Origin of the sequence: Nonomuraea sp. CA-143628 (genome assembly GCF_050942315.1) — a bacterium.
GTDB lineage: Bacteria > Actinomycetota > Actinomycetes > Streptosporangiales > Streptosporangiaceae > Nonomuraea.
In genome coordinates, this window is sequence record NZ_CP192072.1 from 8,616,036 (window position 1) to 8,633,970 (window position 17,935).

The 17,935-nt window shown below is 70.4% G+C and carries 15 protein-coding genes; 7 read left to right on the forward strand and 8 right to left on the reverse strand.

Annotated elements, in window-relative coordinates; genetic code table 11:
* Positions 1-171 precede the first annotated feature (171 nt).
* On the reverse strand, positions 172-603 hold the full coding sequence (gene mraZ / locus ACQP2T_RS39185) for a division/cell wall cluster transcriptional repressor MraZ (RefSeq protein WP_225291791.1): 432 nt from the start codon (positions 601-603) through the stop codon (positions 172-174).
* Positions 604-1,011: 408 nt separating this feature from the next.
* Between mraZ and ACQP2T_RS39190 the strand changes: the two genes are divergently transcribed.
* From ACQP2T_RS39190 to ACQP2T_RS39200, 3 genes are read left to right on the forward strand one after another with little or no spacing between them, the layout of a single operon-like run.
* A complete protein-coding gene (locus ACQP2T_RS39190) occupies positions 1,012-2,055 on the forward strand; it encodes an AAA family ATPase (protein ID WP_433509914.1) in 1,044 nt (347 codons plus the stop codon).
* Positions 2,052-3,314: a DUF58 domain-containing protein gene (locus ACQP2T_RS39195; RefSeq protein ID WP_357945380.1), complete on the forward strand. Its 1,263-nt coding sequence runs from the start codon at positions 2,052-2,054 to the stop codon at positions 3,312-3,314. Before ACQP2T_RS39190 ends, ACQP2T_RS39195 begins: the two co-directional genes overlap by 4 nt.
* Positions 3,311-5,740, forward strand: a complete 2,430-nt coding sequence (locus ACQP2T_RS39200) for a transglutaminaseTgpA domain-containing protein (RefSeq protein WP_433509915.1) — start codon at positions 3,311-3,313, stop codon at positions 5,738-5,740. The genes ACQP2T_RS39195 and ACQP2T_RS39200 overlap by 4 nt, the downstream gene beginning before the upstream one ends.
* A 72-nt stretch (positions 5,741-5,812) precedes the next feature.
* Here ACQP2T_RS39200 and ACQP2T_RS39205 read toward each other — a convergent pair whose 3' ends face one another.
* The 3 genes from ACQP2T_RS39205 to ACQP2T_RS39215 form a co-directional block, all read right to left on the reverse strand.
* On the reverse strand, positions 5,813-6,208 hold the full coding sequence (locus ACQP2T_RS39205; RefSeq protein WP_358538237.1) for a DUF3040 domain-containing protein: 396 nt from the start codon (positions 6,206-6,208) through the stop codon (positions 5,813-5,815).
* A 203-nt stretch (positions 6,209-6,411) separates the two neighbouring features.
* Complete coding sequence (gene dinB / locus ACQP2T_RS39210; protein WP_433509916.1) at positions 6,412-7,653, reverse strand: DNA polymerase IV; 1,242 nt, start codon at positions 7,651-7,653, stop codon at positions 6,412-6,414.
* A 42-nt stretch (positions 7,654-7,695) separates the two neighbouring features.
* Complete coding sequence (locus ACQP2T_RS39215) at positions 7,696-8,415, reverse strand: methyltransferase domain-containing protein (protein ID WP_433509917.1); 720 nt, start codon at positions 8,413-8,415, stop codon at positions 7,696-7,698.
* A 367-nt stretch (positions 8,416-8,782) separates the two neighbouring features.
* Here ACQP2T_RS39215 and ACQP2T_RS39220 point away from each other — a divergent pair, with 367 nt between their 5' ends.
* Positions 8,783-9,463 (forward strand): hypothetical protein, encoded by a 681-nt coding sequence (locus ACQP2T_RS39220; protein WP_433509918.1) that lies wholly within the window; start codon positions 8,783-8,785, stop codon positions 9,461-9,463.
* Positions 9,464-9,820: 357 nt separating this feature from the next.
* Here the strand turns inward: ACQP2T_RS39220 and nusB are convergent, their stop codons facing one another.
* Genes nusB through ACQP2T_RS39235 form a run of 3 tightly spaced genes read right to left on the reverse strand, consistent with a single transcriptional unit; the run spans position 9,821 to position 11,867 of the window.
* Entirely contained in the window at positions 9,821-10,231 is a 411-nt protein-coding gene (gene nusB / locus ACQP2T_RS39225; RefSeq protein ID WP_433509919.1) for a transcription antitermination factor NusB, read from the reverse strand.
* A 1-nt stretch (position 10,232) separates the two neighbouring features.
* Positions 10,233-10,793 carry an elongation factor P gene (gene efp / locus ACQP2T_RS39230; RefSeq protein WP_358181102.1) on the reverse strand — a complete coding sequence of 187 codons (561 nt, stop codon included), beginning with the start codon at positions 10,791-10,793 and terminating at the stop codon, positions 10,233-10,235.
* A 24-nt stretch (positions 10,794-10,817) separates the two neighbouring features.
* Positions 10,818-11,867: a M24 family metallopeptidase gene (locus ACQP2T_RS39235; RefSeq protein ID WP_433509920.1), complete on the reverse strand. Its 1,050-nt coding sequence runs from the start codon at positions 11,865-11,867 to the stop codon at positions 10,818-10,820.
* Between the two features lie 102 nt (positions 11,868-11,969).
* Between ACQP2T_RS39235 and ACQP2T_RS39240 the strand changes: the two genes are divergently transcribed.
* From ACQP2T_RS39240 to ACQP2T_RS39250, 3 genes are all read left to right on the forward strand, one after another.
* Entirely contained in the window at positions 11,970-13,847 is a 1,878-nt protein-coding gene (locus tag ACQP2T_RS39240; protein ID WP_433509921.1) for a glycoside hydrolase family 9 protein, read from the forward strand.
* 212 nt (positions 13,848-14,059) lie between these two features.
* Positions 14,060-14,776: a helix-turn-helix domain-containing protein gene (locus ACQP2T_RS39245; RefSeq protein ID WP_433509922.1), complete on the forward strand. Its 717-nt coding sequence runs from the start codon at positions 14,060-14,062 to the stop codon at positions 14,774-14,776.
* Between the two features lie 12 nt (positions 14,777-14,788).
* Positions 14,789-15,958 (forward strand): cytochrome P450, encoded by a 1,170-nt coding sequence (locus ACQP2T_RS39250; protein WP_433509923.1) that lies wholly within the window; start codon positions 14,789-14,791, stop codon positions 15,956-15,958.
* Positions 15,959-16,172: 214 nt separating this feature from the next.
* Here the strand turns inward: ACQP2T_RS39250 and ACQP2T_RS39255 are convergent, their stop codons facing one another.
* Positions 16,173-17,804: a protein kinase domain-containing protein gene (locus ACQP2T_RS39255; protein ID WP_433509924.1), complete on the reverse strand. Its 1,632-nt coding sequence runs from the start codon at positions 17,802-17,804 to the stop codon at positions 16,173-16,175.
* Positions 17,805-17,935: the final 131 nt, after the last annotated feature.

The following is a 17,935-nucleotide window of genomic DNA, read 5'->3' on the forward strand; positions in this document are numbered from 1 at the left end:
GACGATCATCGGCCCACCTGGCCCCCACCCGGCGCCGTCCGGCCAGGTCCCCATCCGCACCCTCTTCGTGGACGCCTGCCATCTGACACCGGGGAAGGTGCATCAGCTGGCCGGCAGTGGTTGCGGGTGGAGACCTCGCCGAACGACATCTCCGACGGATCGACCGTGGCTCTACAGAATCCCTGGCAGCACCTCCTCCGACAGGTCGGCGAACGCCTGCTCCTGCGCCTCGAGATAGGTCTCCCAGGCTTGGGCGTCCCAGATCTCCAACCGGGTGTTGGCCCCGATGACCGCGCAGTCACGCACGAGGCCCGCGTATTGGCGCAGGCTCTGCGGGATCGTGATGCGCCCCTGCTTGTCAGGCGTCTCGTCGGACGCGCTGGCGAAGAAGACGCGGCTGTAGTCGCGCACCGCCTTGGCGGTGACCGGGGCGGTGCTGAGAGCCTCGGTAATGCGCTGGAACTCCTCTACGGGAAAGACGTAGAGGCATCGCTCCTGGCCTTTGGTGATCACAAGACCCTCCGCCAGCTCCTCACGGTACTTAGCCGGCAGGAACAGCCGTCCCTTGTCGTCCAGACGCGGCTGATGGGTGCCGAGGAACATCGGCCCCACCTCCCGTGCCTAGCGAAGCGCTCAGCGCTGGCGCACCGGGCCCTCCACTGCGCACCACCATACTCCACTTCTCCCCACCGTCAACTGATTCCCGGCCGCTTCGTCACTAGATCGCCGCGCGTTAGTGCAGGTCAGAGCCATGCCGTCGGGTGGGGGGCGGTGGGGCGCGGCCCAACCCTCATGGGCGTGTCGAGGGTTGAAACGACCATGGAATTAGCGGATCAAGCGCTTCACGAAGCGCCGCGTGGTGGAAAGTGGAGCGCATCGCAAGGGCCACTGTCACGGGATTCGCACCCGTATGGCACAAGAACCGCAACTGGGGGCAGGTTCTCTGGAATATCGGTAAAAGTCGCCCAAGAACCCCCAGCGTCGTAGGGTCGTACACACAATGGAAAAGGAATGGCATGGCTCCCGCAATGGCACCCTGGCACGCGGGACTGCCGTAGCACTTCTCATGGAGGCCTGGTGGCAGTAACCCATGACGTCCCTAGCCGGCTCGATGAGCTGGTCTCCACCGCGCACCGGATTCGACAGGCGATCGAGTCGGTGATCGAGGGCAAAGGGGACGCCGTCCGCCTCACCCTGACTGTCCTGCTGGCCGAAGGCCATCTGCTGATCGAGGACGTGCCCGGAGTCGGCAAGACCATGCTGGCCAAGGCACTGGCCAGGTCCATCGACTGTCCGGTCCGGCGCATCCAGTTCACGCCGGACCTGTTGCCCAGCGACATCACCGGTGTGAGCGCCTACAACCAGCAGACCCGGGAGTTCGAGTTCAAGCCGGGGCCGGTGTTCGCCAACATCGTGGTGGGCGACGAGATCAACCGGGCCTCGCCCAAGACGCAGTCGGCGCTGCTGGAGTGCATGGAGGAGCGCCAGGTCACGGTCGACGGAGTGACCTACCCGCTCGACGCGCCCTTCATGGTGATCGCCACGCAGAACCCGATCGAGATGGAGGGCACCTATCCCCTCCCGGAGGCGCAGCGCGACCGTTTCACCGCTCGCGTCGCGATGGGCTACCCGGAGCCGTCGGCCGAGCTGGAGATGCTCGACGTGCACGGCGGCACCCCGCCGCTGGACAAGCTGCAGCCGGTCGCCACGACCGCCGAGGTGCGCGCGCTGATCGAGGCGGTCCGCGGCGTGTACGTCTCGCAGCCGGTCAAGAAGTACGCCATCGACCTCGCCGTCGCCACCCGTCACTCCCCCGATCTGCGGCTGGGCGCCTCGCCGCGCTCGACGCTGCAGCTGGTCAGGGCGGCCAGGGCCAACGCGGCGCTGTCCGGGCGCGACTACGTCACCCCCGACGACCTTCAGGAACTGGCCGTGCCGGTGCTCGCGCACCGGCTGCTGCCCAGCGTCGAGGCCCAGGGGCAGCGCCGCCTGCCCGAGCAGGTGGTGACCGAGCTGGTCAGGCGCGTGCCCGTGCCGGAGACGCGAGCGTCGTGAGAGACGGGCTGCGGGCGCTGACCTCCCGGGGACGCTCGTTCCTGGCCTCCGGGGTGGCCGCCATGTTGATGGCCTTCCTCCTGGGCGAGAACGACCTGTTCAGGATCGGGGTCCTGGTGACGGCGCTGCCGCTGCTGGCCGCGATGGTGGTGGCGCGCACCCGCTACCGGCTGAGCTGCGCGCGGCGCCTGGACCCGGCCAGGGCGGAGGTGGGCGGTGAGGCGACCGTGACGCTGCGCCTGGAGAACGTCACCCGGCTGCCCACCGGGCTGCTGCTCATCGAGGACACCGTGCCGTACGCGCTGGGCGTGCGGCCCCGGTTCGTGCTGGACCGGGTGGAGTCGCGCGGGATCCGGGAGATCGACTACCGGGTCCGCTCCGACCTGCGCGGCCGCTACACGATCGGCCCGCTGTCCGTGCGCATCACCGACCCGTTCGGGCTGGTGGAGCTCACCCGGGGGTTCACCATCAGCGACACGCTGGTGGTGACGCCGCAGGTGGTGGCGCTGCCCCACGTACGGCTGTCGGGTGAGTGGACCGGGGGCGGCGACAGCCGTACCAGGAGCGTGGCGGCGGCCGGCGACGACGACGTGGCGCCGCGCGAGTACCGGCAGGGCGACGACCTGCGGCGGGTGCACTGGCGCTCCACCGCCCGCCACGGCGAGCTGATGGTGCGGCGCGAGGAGCAGCAGTGGCAGAGCCGCGGCGCGCTGCTGCTCGACACGCGCCGCTACGCCCACCGCGGCGAGGGCCCGCGCTCCTCCTTCGAGGTGGCGGTCTCGGCCGCGGCCTCGATCGGCGTGCATCTCGCCCACGAGGGCCTCGGTCTGCGCCTGGTCACCGACCAGGGCGCCGAGCACCTGACCGACACCGGGTTGAGCTGGTCGCTGCTCGACACCCTCGCGGTGGTACGGAACAGCCCCGCCCGCTCGCTGGAGCTGGGCGTGTCCGCGCTGCGTCAGGGCGGCGGTGACGGGCTGATCGTGGCCGTGCTCGGCTCGCTGGACCCGGAGGAGGCCAGGGAGCTGGCCAGGCTCAGGCACAGCGGCATCACCGGCGTGGCCGTACTCCTCGACGTGGGCACGTGGGACGGCGGCGAGCCGGGCTCCACGGAGAACTACCAGGCGGTGCAGGCGGTCCTCGCCGGTTACGGGTGGCGCATCGTGCGGCTGCCGGCCGGCGTCCCGATCGCCTCGGTCTGGCAGGACGCCGCCAACCGCGGCAGGTACGCGCTCAACTCGGCGGGAGGTGCGGCATGAGGCTGTCGATCGCCTCCGCGGTGGCCACGTTCTGCGCGGCCGTCCTGCTCTATCCGCTCTTCCAGGGCGGCTCCTGGTTCTGGGGGTCGCTGGGCGCGGTGCTCGCGGTGATGTGCGGTGGCCTGGTGAGCGGGCGGCTGTCGCTGCCCGCGTGGGCGGCGGCCCTGGTGAACGTGGCCGCGCTGTGGATCTATCTGACCATGGCCTTCGCCTCCGACAAGGCGTGGGCCTGGGTGGTGCCGACCAAGGGGTCGGTGGTGGAGCTGGCCAAGCTGCTGGGCACCGGCTGGGCCGACATCCAGCGCTTCGCCGCGCCGGTGCCCGCCACCGAGGGCATCGCGCTGCTGACGACCGGCGGCGTGGGGCTCATCGCGCTCGTGGTGGACCTGTTCGCCGCGCGGTTGCGGCGGGCGGCGCTGGCCGGGCTGCCGATGCTGGCGCTCGCCACGGTGCCGGCCACGATCCTGCCGGATCCGATCAGCTGGCCCGCGTTCATCATCGCCGCCCTCGGCTTCACCGGCCTGCTGATCGCCGACGGCCGTGAACGCGTCGGCCACTGGGGACGCGCGGTGCTGGTCAGGCGGACCCGCGTCGCCACCTCACCGGTGCCGGGCGCCGAGCGCGAGACGGCCGACACCCGGGGGCTGCGCCTGTCGGGCAAGCGCATCGGGTTCGCCGCGATCGCGCTGGCGGTCCTGGTGCCCGCGGCGCTGCCGGCGATGGAGCCGGTGTCGTTCTTCACCTTCGGGGTGGGCGGCAGCGGGTCGGGCAGGGGCAATTCGATCAGCATCCCGAACCCCATCGCCGGCCTGAAGGGCCAGCTGGAGCTGCCGGAGCGGCGCGTCGTCCTGTCCTACACCAACACCGACGACAAGCCCCGCTACCTGCGGATCTACTCGCTCGACACCTTCGACGGCGAGCAGTTCGGCATGACCGAGCCCAAGGGCTCGCCGGACAACAGGACGGAGAACGGCCCGCTGCCCACTCCGCCCGGCCTGTCACCGGCGACCAAGGTCTCGAACGTGACGACCAGGATCCAGCTCAGTGACGAGATCGAGCGGCTGTCGTTCCTGCCCCTGCCGTACCCGCCGCGGCAGATCAACATCGACGGCGACTGGCGCGCGGACACCACCACCCTGATGGTCTTCTCCACCAGGGACGAGGCCGCCGGACTCGGCTACGAGGTGTTCACCACCGAGCCCGCGGTGACCAGCGACCTGCTCGAAACGCTGCCGCAGGCCAGGGCTTCGGCGAGCGACCCGCGTTACCTCAAGCTGCCCGACAACCTGCCCCCGGAGATCAGGGACCTGGCGGCCAAGGTGACGGCGAACGCCCGGACCAGCTACGAGGCCGCGGTGAAAATCCAGGAGTTCTTCACCAAGACCGGTGACTTCACCTACAGCCTCAAGACGCAGGGCTCCGGCAACTCCGCGCTGAAGGACTTCCTGCTGCGCAGCAGGGCCGGTTACTGCGAGCAGTTCGCCGCGTCGATGGCGGTGCTGGCCAGGCTGGTGGGCATCCCCGCCAGGGTGGCGATCGGCTACACGGGCGGCACGAAGGAGGGCGACAGGTGGACGGTCGGCACGAACGACTCCCACTCGTGGCCGGAGCTGTACTTCGACGGCGTGGGCTGGCTGCCGTTCGAGCCCACTCCGACGGGCTCGCTCGGCCAGGGCAGCGCCCGGGTGCCCGCCTACACGCAGCCGGTCCCCCGTTCCACGAGTGACGGCTCGACGCCGACACCCGGGGCGACCAGCACGGCCGACGACTCGCCGCTCGGCCCGCAGAACCGGGACAACCCCCGGGCGCTCGACCGCGAGGCCACCATCGCCGACAGCGGGCTGCCGGTGGACGACTCGATGCCGCTGATCGGCAAGATCGGCATCGGCGCGGGCGTGCTCCTGCTCATCCTGCTGATCCCGGCCGGGATCCGGCTGATCACCAGGAGCAGGCGGGTCCGCGCGCTGGGCTGGAAGGTGTCCGAGCCGTCGGACGAGATGACGGCCAGGGTCGTGGCGGGCAGCCACCCGGCCGTGGCGGCCGCCTGGGCGGAGCTGGACGACGTGCTGTTCGACTACGGGATGGCCCGCGAGCCCAGCGAGACGCCCCGGGCACTGGCGCGGCGGCTGACCGAGCGCTATGAGTTCGGGGCCGAGCCCGCCGCGTCCATCGCGACGATCGCCTCGGCGGTCGAGCGGGCGTTGTTCGCGCGGGACGCCGGAGAGATCGCGCCGATGAGGAAGGACCTTCGCAAGGTACGGCTTGCGCTGGCGGCCACGGTGTCGCGCTGGAGGCGGGTGCGGGCCCTGCTGCTGCCCCCGTCGACGCTACGGAGGTTGCGTCGGATGGGCGAGGGAGTGCTCGACGGCTTCGACCGGCTGGAGAACATCAGGTGGCGGCGGACGGCGGCCCACAAAGGCTCGTGAGCGTCCGAATCGACCGTGCGGTCGTCCCCCTTCCGGGGGCGGCCGCACGGTCGTCTGGAGGTCGTCCGGCGCTCAGCGCTCGTCGTGACGACGGCGCCAGCGCTCCTCCATGCGCTCCATGAAACTGCCTCGGTTGCCCCGGCGGGCCGGCTTGCCCGAGACGGAGGCACCAGAGGCGGGCGCGGCGTCGCCGAACCCGTTCATGCGTTTCCAGCTGGACAGACCCCACAGACACGCGGCGAGCATGACCACGAAACCGCCGACGCCGAGGGGAATCATATTGATCACTACGCCGACCATCAGCAGGACGACGCCGAGCGCAAAGCCGATGGAGGCCTTGATGAGGCGACGTTTGTAATGGCTGCGCGGGTCACTGATCCTTACGGTGTTGGCCCACTTCGGGTCCTCGGCGTAGAGGGCCTGCTCGATCTGGTCGAGCAAGCGCTGCTCGTGGTCAGAGAGCGGCACGGCGCCTCCCAAGGACGGCCCCAGGACGGGGAAGACGGCAACGGACGACACGGGGTGTCCGAACCTCGCGGTCGGTTATCCCCAGAATACGAGGCCGGAGACGTAGGCGAAAGCGAACGCCCAACGCAGACCAAACCGGAGGTGACGTCATGACTCCATTGTGGGTCATCCAGCGCCCCTCCTCAGAAATCGTGACATCGACGTCATGCCTCCATTTCATCAAGTCTGCCGCGTACAAGCGACGCCGGGAGCACCGCATCGGGACCAAATCTCCGGATCGCTCGATCCATCGCCTGTTCGGCCTCCCGCCAGCCCGTCTCCCGCTCGCCCAGACCGAGCTGGCGGGAGGCTGAATCGGCGGGGCGCAGGTTTTCCATCCTGACCCCGACCAGGCGCAGCCGCACCCGCTCCAGCCCGGCGGCCTCGAAGAGCTCGCAGGCGGTCGCGTAGATCTCCTGGGCCACGTCGGTCGGCTCTCTGAGGGTCTTGGACCGGTTGATCGTGGAGAAGTCGGCTCGGCGCAGCTTCACGCTCACTGTCCTGCCCACGTGACCGGCCTTACGCATCCGGGCGGCCACTCGCTCGGACAGGCGCAGCAATTCGCGTTTGATCACTTCGGGATCATCGACGTCGGCCGCGAAGGTCTCCTCGTTGCCGATGCTCTTGTCGGGCACGTGCGCGGTCACCGGGCGCTCGTCGCGCCCCCATGCCAGCGCCGCCAGATGACCTCCCACGGCCTGGCCCAGCTCGCGCCGCAGGGTGTTGACGGGCACCTTGGCCAGATCGCCGACCGTGCGGATGCCGAGGCGCGTCAGAGACTGCTCCGTGCGCTCACCGACGCCCCACAGAGCCGAGACGGGCAGCGGGTGGAGGAAATCCACCACCTCGCCCTCGGGCACCACCAGGAGGCCGTCTGGCTTGCACTGCTTCGAGGCGAGTTTGGCCACGAACTTGCTGCTGGCCACCCCCACCGAGCACGTGATGCCGTAGCGCTCCAGCACCTGGGCCCTGATCATCGCGGCGATCACGGCGGGCGAGCCCAGCCGGCGCCGGGCGCCGCCGACGTCGAGGAACGCCTCGTCGGAGGCGATCGGCTCGACCATCGGGGTGATCGCGTGGAAGACCTCCATGACCCCCTTGGAGACCTCGGAGTATTTGCCGTGGCTGGGCGGAATGATCGTGGCCTGGGGGCACATCCGGCGCGCCCTGCTCATCGGCATCGCCGAGTGCACGCCGTAGGCCCTGGCCTCGTAGGTGGCGCTGAGCACCACGCCGCGCCCGGCCGGCGAGCCGACGATCACCGGGCGCCCTCGCAGCTCCGGGCGGTCGAGCAGCTCGACGCTGGCGAAGAAGGCGTCCATGTCGACGTGCAGGATCGGGCAGCCGCCGTCATCGGCCCCGGTCTGAGGAGCGGGGCCGATGCCCGTGATCTGCTTGCGAGACACGCCACCATTCTATCCGAACACGTGTTCCATGGTAGGGGCAGGTCAGCCGCGATGGCCCAGGACGTGAAGCTGCGTGGCGATGTCACGCAGCACGGGATGGGCGGCGGCGGCCTGTTCGAGCGCCACGAGGGCCTCGGCGGCGCCCGGCTCGCCGTCGACCAGCCTGCTGGGCACCAGGTCGGCGAACACCCGCACGCCGTGCACCTCGCCGACCGTGAACCCGGTCGCGGCCAGCAGCTGGGCGAGCGTCTCCGCGGTGTAGCGGCGCGGGGTGGGGTCGCGGTCGCCCCAGCTGCCCCTCGGGTCGCTCAGCACGGCCCTGGCCTCGTCGAACTGGCCCGCGAGCGCCCGGTGGATGGCGCTGGAGACCGGGTTGGCGGCCAGCACGCTGACCGCGCCGCCCGCGCGCAGCACTCCGGCGACGGCCGTGAGGGCGCTGATCGGGTCTTCGACGTATTCGAGCACGCTGTGGCAGATGACCAGGTCGGCGCTGTCGTGGTCGAGCAGGTCGCCCAGGTCGGCGGCGTCGCCCTGCAGGGCCCGCACGCCCACGCCCTTCTCCTTGGCCCGGCGCTCCAGCGCGGCCAGCGAGTCGGGACTCGGGTCGACCACGGTGACCGTGTGGCCCAGCTCGGCCAGCGGCACCGCGAACCCGCCGGTCCCGCCGCCGGCGTCGACGATGTCGAGCCCGTCGCGCCCCGTGGCGGCCGCCCGCTCGGCCAGCACCGCCCGCAGCGCCGCCCAGACCACGGCGGTCCGCACCGCCGGAGTCCTCGTCACCCCCGCGGTACGCCCTTCAGAACGCAACCTCGGCTCGCCTCCCTCTGCTCCACGAACCCATGTCGCCCGACCCTGCCCCTAAAGCTCCGTCGCCCCTAAAGCTCCGTCGCCCCGAAAGCTCCGTCGCCCCTAAAGCTCCGTCGCCCCGAAAGCTCCGTCGCCCCTGAAGCTCCGTCCCATAAAGCTCCCGGCCCAGCCTACGCGGTGTGGGAGATCGCCCGCTCCGCCTCCTCGCTTCCAGGATCGTCGAAGCGCCCCCGCCGATGCCGCCCGGTGCGATGGACTTGCGGGCGACGATCTACACGCAGAGGGACTTATGAGGCTTTTTAGGTATATTTCGCTGGCAGTTGTGGCTCTGGCGCTCCTGCCGTCCGTACCGGCTCAGGCGGAGACGGCGGGCGAGGTCTACGGCGCGTACTCGCGCATGATGTCGCGCAGCGCCGGCCAGTACTGGGCCGACGGCAAGGCCGCCGGGCAGTGGGCCTGGAAGCCGCTGTCGGACACCACCTCGGAGATCAGCTGGGGCGACCCCGCCAAATGGCCGCCGAACTACGCGGAGAAGTTCGTTCACGACGGCGACTGGGTCATGCTCGACGGCTGGCGCGACAACGGCACCTACTACCGCGTGCGGGTCACCAAGGAGCAGATCGGCGACGCCAAGTGCGACGACCTGCGCACCCTGGCCACCAGCGGCCGGCAGCACTACGTGAAGTGGGATATCCCCGGCCAGGCGTACTGCCTCAAGGCCTGGGGCACCATCACGGAGGAGTCCTCGGGCAAGGTCGTCGACTTCGGCCACACGCAGATCTGGTCGCCGCCCGCGCCCTGCTCCAACGCGAAGTACGGCCGCGAGACCTGCGTCAAGCAGTGGGAGTCCTGGTGGGACAACCAGGGCGCGCCCGGCAAGCCGATCACCAGGAAGCTGGAGCGCGACCAGTTCATCGCCCGGGGCATCGGCATGGCCTTCGTCATCCAGCAGTATTTCCCCAAGACGTGGCGGGCCGAGGCGCACTCCGACTGGACCTGGTAGGACGCTGGAGCCCCACCGACCGGACCTGGTCCGACACTGGTGCCCCGCCGGCTGGGATGGTCCGGCGGGGCCTTTGTGGGGCGTCGGCGCCCTTGGCCGGCGCTGTGTTCCGGCTCGGGACGGGACCGGGGCGGGTGGGCTCCTGGCCGAGCCGCACGGTCAACCATGCGCCCGGCGGGCGTCGAACGGTTGACCGTGCGGCATACACGTCCCTCGCCTAGCGCAAGCCGTGCAGGCCGCGTGTGTGGAACGTACCTCGCGAATATGGACGGACCTCGGATCAGAAGTAGGAACTTCTTCTACTCGGTGGGGCCGGTATCCGCCGGGGGTAGAACCCGATGCATCCAAAGAGGCTGTCTAAAGAGTGATACTTGGCTTCAGCTGCTTGAAGCGGGCCAGCAGCCCGTTCACGAACTGGGGCGACTCATCCGTCGACAGCTCGCCCGCCAGGTGCACCCATTCGCTGATGACCACGCCCTCGGGAACGCCGGGCATCCACAGGAGCTCATAGGTGCCGCCCCGCAGCAGGTTGCGATCGACGGCGGGCATGCGGTCGAGGGTCCAGCCCTCGGAGTAGGTGGTGATCAGCTCGTCGATGCGGGCCTGGTGAAGGGCCACGCCCTCGACGATGGTCGAGGTGTATTCGTTGACCGGGGGATCCTGCCGTTCGACCCGCTCGGCGAGGATCCGCAGGGGATCCTCGCCGCGCAGTTCGGACTCGAAGAGGATGTCGAGCGCACGCCTGCGTGCTTTGCCTCGCGCCGACACCTCAGGCCCGGCCGAGGTATTCGCCGCTGCGGGTGTCGACCTTGATCTTCTCGCCGGTGGTGATGAAGAGCGGGACCTTGACCTCGGCGCCGGTCTCCAGGGTGGCGGGCTTGGTGCCGCCGGTGGAGCGGTCGCCCTGCAGGCCGGGCTCGGTGTTGGAGATGATCAGCTCGACCGCCGCGGGCAGATCGATGTAGAGCGCGGAGCCCTCGTTGAAGGCGATCGTGGCCAGGGTGTTCTCGAGCATGTAGTTGGCGGCGGTGCCGACCGTGGCGGAGGGCACGTTGACCATGTCGTAGGTCTCGGTGTCCATGAAGACGAAGTCGTCGCCGTCCTTGTACGAATACTGCATCTCGCGCTTGTCGACGTTGGCCACGTCGACCTTCACGCCGGCGTTGAAGGTCTTGTCGACGACCTTGCCCGAGAGCACGTTCTTGAGTTTGGTGCGGACGAACGCGCCGCCCTTGCCCGGCTTGACGTGCTGGAACTCCACAACGGCCCACAGCTCACCGCCGTCGAGCTTCAACACCATGCCGTTCTTGAGGTCGTTGGTCGTCGCCACTCGTATTCTCCCGCGTGTGGCCGCTCAAAGGACGAGCAGCTCCTTGGTCGTCTTCGTGAGGAGTTCCGGCCCGCCCGTGCGTGTCACAAGGGTGTCCTCGATGCGAACACCGCCCCGGCCCGGGAGATAGATCCCCGGCTCGACGGTGACAGGAACTCGATCCTCAAGTCTACCGGTCCGCGACGGGCCCAGGAACGGGTCCTCGTGGATCTCCAGCCCGACGCCGTGACCGAGGCCGTGTCTGAAGTGGCCGCCGTGACCCGCCGCCTCGATGACCGAGCGGGCGGCCGCGTCCACTTCCTTGGCCGTCGCGCCCGGCGCCAGCGCCTGGCGGCCCGCGCGTTGCGCCTCGGCGACCAGGTCGTAGATCTCCCGCTGCCAGGCGGCCGGGCCTCCTAGGGCGACCGTACGCGTCATGTCGGCGTGGTAGCCCTGGTAGCAGGCGCCGAAGTCGACGGTGACCAGGTCGCCCGTGCGCAGTTCCCTGCCGGTGGGCGCGTGGTGCGGGATGGCGCCGTTCTCGCCCGCCGCGACGATGGTGGCGAAGGCCGGTCCGTCGGCGCCCAGCTCGATCATGCGGGCCTCGAGCAGCCGGGCGACGTCGCGCTCGGTGACGCCGGGGCCGATGTTGCCCATCACGTCGGCGAGTGCCTGGTCGCTGATCGCGCAGGCCGTACGGAGGAGTTCGAGCTCGTCGTCGTCCTTGACCGCCCGCAGCACCTCCACGAGCGGCTCCAGCGGCACCGGCCCGCTCTCCAGCAGGCTGCTCAGCCGGTTGAACGTCGCCACGCTCATGCTGGCCGCCTCGATCCCGATGCCGGGCGCGGCCAGCCGGGCCGCCACGTCGGACGCCTCGACGGCCGCCACGTCCAGCCCGCGCGTCTTCTCGATGTAGCGGTTGTCGGTCACCAGCAGCGCGGAGCCGTCGGCCTTGACGAGCACCGCGGCGTTCGAGCTCTCCAGCCCGGTGAGGTAGCGCACGTTGACGCCCGAGGTGACGAGGATCGCGTCGACCTCGCGCGCGGGCAGCATTTCCGCGACCCGCGCCCGGCGTTCCGGATAATTGACGGTCATTTCGTCAATGTACGTGTATTAACCCTCGCGCCACTATTGACCTCCCCTGTCACACGCGAATACCGTGCCGAACGCTGTTCTCATAATTCCATGGAGCGCCCCATGATGAGGTACGCCTTAGCTGTCGCCTTGACCGTTCTGACCATGGGGAGCGTCCCGGCCGCCGCCGCGCCGCCGCCACCCGGTCATATCCGGGTCGATCAAGTGGGCTTCGCGCCCGCGGAGTCCAAGCACGCCTTCCTGATGACCCGCGCGCGGTCCGCGGGCGCGCGCTTCAGCGTCGTCCGCGACGACGGGCGCGAGGTGCTCAAGGGTACGGCGGGCCGCGACCTGGGCTCGTGGAACGGCACGTACGGGCACGTGTACGGCCTGGACCTCACGTCGCTGAAGGACCCGGGCCGCTACCGGATCAAGTCGGGCACGATCACCTCCCCCGCCTTCCGGATCGCCCCGGCCTCGCCCACCTCGAAGATCCTCACCTTCTTCGAGGGGCAGCGCGACGGCGGCCGCAGGCACGCCAACGACAAAGCCGCCTCGGTCTACGACTGGCCCGTGTTCACCGGGCCGGACACCGACGAGATCAAGGGCGGGCTGCGGAAAATCGGCGGGCCGGTGAACGTCGAGGGTGGCTGGTTCGACGCGGGCGACTATCTCAAGTTCACCCACATCCTGGCTTATGTCGACACACTGCTCTGGGCCTCGGTCCGGGACGGCGGACCCGACCAGCGTCTCAATCGCGAAGCCAGCCACGGCCTGAAATATCTGGACAAAATGTGGGACGGCGCTTCGAAGACCCTCTACATCCAGGTCGGCATCGGCGCGGGCGACAAGGAGGCCACCTACGTCGGCGACCACGACGTCTGGCGGCTGCCCGAGTCCGACGACTCCTCCAAGCACCGCTACCTGCGCCACCGGCCGGTCTTCCGCGCGGCCGCCCCCGGCAAGCCGATCAGCCCGAACCTGGCCGGCCGTACCGCGGCGGCCTTCGCACTGGCCGCGCAGCTGGAACCCTCCCGGGAGCGGGCGACGGCACTGCTGGGCAAGGCGGCGGCGGTCTACGCGATGGCCAAGACGGAGAAGGTGGGGCAGCTCGTCACGTCGCTGCCGCACGCCTTCTACCCGGAGAGCGCCTGGCGCGACGACATGGAGCTGGGCGGCGCCGAGCTGGCGCTGGCGGCGCTGCGGCTCGGCGACGACCGGGCCGCAGGCTGGCTGGAGCAGGCCGCGCGCTGGGCCGGCCAGTACCTGGAGCACGAGGCCGGTGACGACACCCTCAACCTGTACGACGTGAGCGCGCTCGCCCACACCGACCTGGTCAAGGCGATCCGGCAGGCGGACGCGTCCAGCCCGGTGCAGGCCGACCAGGTGATGGGCCCGGACGGGCAGCCGGCGCTGGTCGGCTCAGGGAGTCAGCAGAAGATCTCCGACGGACTGGCGGTCTCCGAGCAGCAGCTGGTGGACGATCTGCGGGCCCAGCTGGAGATCGGTTCCGCGCGGGCGGCGAAGGATCCGTTCCGGGCGGGGGCCGCGTACGCCGAGTTCGACGCGGTACCGCACGCGTTCGGGCTGGCGGCGACGTCGCGGCTGTACGCGTCGGTGAGCGGGGACCGGGCCTACGACGCCTTCGGGACGCGGCAGCGCGGCTGGGTGTTCGGCGCCAACGCCTGGGGCGTGTCGTTCGTGGCCGGGGCGGGCGAGAACGCGATCCGGTGCCCGCACTACCAGATCTCCGACATCACCCGTAAGCCCGCCACGGGCGCCGTGGTGAACGGGCCGAACGACGCGTCACTGTTCCACGACGGGCTGGGTGGCCACCTGGAAGGGATGGTGCCCTGCCCGTCGGACGGCGTGGACCGCTACGCGCCGTTCACGGGGCGGGGCAGCCGGTTCGTGGACGACGTCCGGTCCTGGCAGGCGTCGGAACCGGCGGACGACTTCGCGGCCATCGGCGTCTACGCGCTCTCGCTGATGTCGCGCTGAGTGCGATGCCCGCCATGGGTCCCCGGGTGGTTCGTCACACGACCGCCGGGGGCCCCGGCCCGGCCACCACCCCCGGTGGCAGGATGCCCGATGACCCGACCGACACCGCCCGACCCCTGCTCGGGCTGAGGCCTTGAGGCGTACGCGGATCGCGGGCTCTCCGTCCGGTTAATCGCTGGCGGACGCGGCGGGTCTCCGGGTTGACTGCACGGGTGACCGCTTTGCCCGTACCCGCCGATCTGGCCCATCTGGTGGCCGGGATTTGGGTGCTCGACGGCGACGTGGTGCCGAGAGGGTTACCGCAGCCCGCCGTCGACCTGCTGGTCATGCCTGATGGGGCGTACTGGCTGGCCGGGGCGGAGACGCGCGCTCGGCAGGGGGCGCTGCCCAAGGACGGGTCCCTGGTCGGGGTGCGGCTGCGACCGGGGACGGTGGCCGGGCTGTTCGGGGTCGCTGCCGACGAGGTGCCGCTGGCCGGGGCGCCCATCGAGGCCGGGCAACTGGACGGGTCGGTGACCGGGCGGCTGGCAGGGGCGCTGGCACTGGTACGGGCACGGGCCGGGCGATGCCAGGTCGACGAGCGGGTACGCATCGTGCTGGCGGCCATGCACGCGGCGCCGGGCGCGCCGGTCGACCGGCATGCCGCTCAGGCTGGGTTGTCCGAACGGCAACTTCGGCGGCGTTTCGGGGCGGCGGTCGGGCTGCGGCCCAAATCCTACGCACGCGTGGTGCGGCTGCACCAAGCACTCGCCGACGCGCGCGCCGCGGTGGCCAAGGGCGAGCGCCCGAACTGGGCCGCCATCGCCGTGCGCAGCGGCTGCTACGACCAGTCACACCTGCTCGCCGAATTCCGGCACGCGGTGGGGGTGCCGCCGACCACGTTGCTGGCGGATGTCCGTTTTCTCCAAGCCCCGGCCTGCCAGGGCTAACACACTCGACGCATGACTGATGATGTTGTCAAAGAGATCTTCGACTGGCACCGGGAGACCGCCCGGGACGGTCTCGCCGGGGACGGGGTGCGCTTCGTTGAACCGTTCGGCGCCTGGGTGGTGCACGGCTACTCCGAGGTGAAGCAGGTGCTCACCGACTACTCGATATTCTCCTCCGACGAGCTGCGCTACAGCGCGCAACCCATGCCGCACCGGGACAACCCGGTTCTCAGCAGCCTGTCGGCGATGGATCCGCCCCGGCACCACCTGCTGCGCCGACTGGTCAGCCGGGCCTTCACACCCCGCGCGATCCAGGCGTTACTCCCCTCGATCACCGACACCGTGCGGAGACAACTGGCTGATGTGGACGGTGAACTGGACGTGATCGGCCGGCTCGGCTACCCGTTGCCGGTGCGCACCATCGCCGCGCTGCTCGGAGTCGAAGCGCACCGGCAACCGGACTTCATGCGCTGGACCGAGGCGATCACCTCCTTCGCCGGGTCGTTCGCAGAGGACCCAGTGCGTCAGGCCGCGTTCCGCACCGCACACGCCGAACTGGTCGAGTACTTCCGGGAGGTGTTCGCCGAGCACCGTGCCCGCCCCCAGGGCGACGTGATCGACACTCTGCTGGCCGCCGAACCGGACGGCAGCCGGCTGTCCGACGAGGAGCTGATCGACTTCTGCACGCTGCTGCTCATCAACGGCCACGAGACGACCAAGACCCTGCTGGTCAACACGGTGCTGTGCCTGGCGGCTCATCCGGACGCACTGGCCCAGCTGCGTACTGACCCTGGACTGGTACCAGATGCCATCGAGGAGGTGCTGCGGTTCCTGCCCCCGGTGGGTGGCACCGACCGCTTCACTACCGGCCCGGCCGGCATCGCCGGGCACGCCATCGAAACCGGCCAGCGGGTGATCGCCATGATGCTCTCGGCCAACCGGGACCCTCGGGTGTTCACCGAGGCACAGGAGTTCCGGCCCGGCCGAACGCCCAACGAGCACCTTTCCTTCGGCCATGGCGTGCACTTCTGCCTCGGCACGCACCTGGCCCGGCATGAGCTCGTGATCGCGGTCGACGCACTGCTGCACTACTTCCCCGGTCCGTGGTCGGTGGGCCGGATCGCGACCGGGCGCACTCCGGTCGGCATCGACGTGCTCGATCTAGTGCTGGTCAGCCCGTAGCCGAGGACTGATCCCCGAGCGGGCAAGCCGAGGAGAATCCAGCGAGGGCAGCCCAAGAACTGTTGCTCAGGCCCTTCGGGGGAGCGGATACGCGGCGAACGTTCGTGGACACCACGCCAGCCACCAGCGGTTACTGAAGTCCGCCCTTCCGATCGTGCGGCTGGGCGCCCGGTCCGGGGCAGTCTCGGACCGGGCGTCACAGCGGGCGTCGGGGTCAGGGCTTCCAGTTGTCGAGGAAGTCGTTAAGGGGTCCGGAGGTGGGCACGTCGCCCTTCTCCTGGCCCTTGCGCAGGTCGCGCATGATCCCCGTGATCTGGTCGAGCGCCGAGTCGTCGTGGTTCTCCAGGAACTTCTTGCCGGCCTTCCTGATCTTCTCGTGGGCCTTCCTCGCGGCGCGGGGCTCGATGTCGCCGATGGTCTCCTGAGCCGTCAAGGACGCGTCGAATTCACCCAGCCACTTCACCCACCCTCCGGGCGGAACGCTGTTGGCCAGCGTGCCCTTGGGTTGCGGTGTAGGGCCTGCATCGGTCGGGAGGGGCGCGATGGACGTGGACGGCTCGGGGGTCTCCGTCGGCGTCGGCGTCGGCTCCGGGGCCGACGTGGTGACGATGGGCGTCGCCGAGGGCGTCGGCCCGGCTTCGGGTTTGCCGCGTGAGCCCGCCCACAGGACCAGGCCCACGGTGACGACCGCGATCACGGCCAAGGCCGCGCCCAGTTGCACGAACAGGCGGCGGTTGGACGGCGGCGGGGGTGGCGGCGCGTCATAGATCGCCGTGTCCCCCTTACGCGGGCCGCCGCCGTCGTGAAACGCCCCGGCGGGCATGGCGCGAGTGTCGCCGGCACCCGCCCGGGCCGCGTCCACCCCACGCCCGGCCACCGGCCCACCCGCGCCCGGCTGGGCGAAGATCTGACCGGTCTGGGGAACGCCGCCCGGGTGAGACGTAGCTGAACCGGGCTGAGGCGCACCGCCCTGATAGGAACCGGCCTGACCGCTCTGGGGCGCCATGGGGGACGTGGCTTGACCGGGGTGCGACCCCGTGTCCGGGGCGGGCTGGGTGCGGGGTGGGCGAGCGATGGCGGCCAGCGCTCGGCGTACCGTCTCACCGCCGGCCGGGCGGGCGGCGGGGTCCTTGGCGAGCATGGCCAGCACCAGCCGGTCCAGCTCGCCCGGCACCTCCGCCCGGTGGCGGCTCGGCGGCTCGGGATCGGCGTGCAGGTGCCGCTCGCCGACCTCGTCCGGCGAGCCTTCGAACGGCGGGCGGCCGCACAGCGCCTCGTAACAGACGCACCCGAGCGCGTACAGGTCGGCGGCGGCCTCTCCGCCGCGTCCGTCGATCACCTCGGGCGCCCGATACAGTACGCCGCCGTCCGAGGACACCTGGTCGGCCAGCCCGAACCCGACGACCTTCAGCACCCCGCTCCCGGCCCGCCGGAAGCTGTCGGGCCCGATCTGGCCATGCAGCACCCCGGCCCGGTGCGCCGCTTCCAGCCCCGCGGCCGCCTGCCCGATGAGGTCGCATGCCTCCACGATCGGCAGCGGCCCCCCTCCTGCCACCTCCTCACCGAGGCTCTCCCCCGTGAGGAATTCCATCACCAGGAACGGCGCCCCCTCGTGGTCACCCACGTCGAGCACCATGGCCACGTTCGGATGGATCACCCGGGCCACGGCCTGGGCATGCTGCCGGAGCACCTCGGGCGTGGCCGCCCCGGTGTCCAGCACCTTCACGGCCACGGTCCAGTCGGCGCGCTGGTCGTAAGCGCGCCACACCTCGCCCGTCGGCCCGCTGCCGATGAGCTCATCAAGCCGGTACCGGCCGGCGACCAAAGACGGCGTCGCGTCGGACATTATTTCCGCCAATAACTACAGAAACGGCAATTTCTGCCCCACACTAGGCCCCCGCGGGCCTCACCCGCCCCACAACACGGCCCGAAGGGATCAGGTTCCGGCCCAGTCGGCGCCGGGACCCGGTCGCCGCC

What these genes read in the sequence shown, in the direction of transcription:
- mraZ (WP_225291791.1), bottom strand. Translation starts at nt 603, where the DNA reads ATGTTCCTCGGCACCCATCAGCCGCGTCTGGACGACAAGGGACGGCTG.
- ACQP2T_RS39190 (WP_433509914.1), top strand. Translation starts at nt 1,012, where the DNA reads ATGGCATGGCTCCCGCAATGGCACCCTGGCACGCGGGACTGCCGTAGC.
- ACQP2T_RS39200 (WP_433509915.1), top strand. Translation starts at nt 3,311, where the DNA reads ATGAGGCTGTCGATCGCCTCCGCGGTGGCCACGTTCTGCGCGGCCGTC.
- ACQP2T_RS39235 (WP_433509920.1), bottom strand. Translation starts at nt 11,867, where the DNA reads ATGACCGTCAATTATCCGGAACGCCGGGCGCGGGTCGCGGAAATGCTG.
- ACQP2T_RS39240 (WP_433509921.1), top strand. Translation starts at nt 11,970, where the DNA reads ATGATGAGGTACGCCTTAGCTGTCGCCTTGACCGTTCTGACCATGGGG.
- ACQP2T_RS39250 (WP_433509923.1), top strand. Translation starts at nt 14,789, where the DNA reads ATGACTGATGATGTTGTCAAAGAGATCTTCGACTGGCACCGGGAGACC.
- ACQP2T_RS39255 (WP_433509924.1), bottom strand. Translation starts at nt 17,804, where the DNA reads ATGTCCGACGCGACGCCGTCTTTGGTCGCCGGCCGGTACCGGCTTGAT.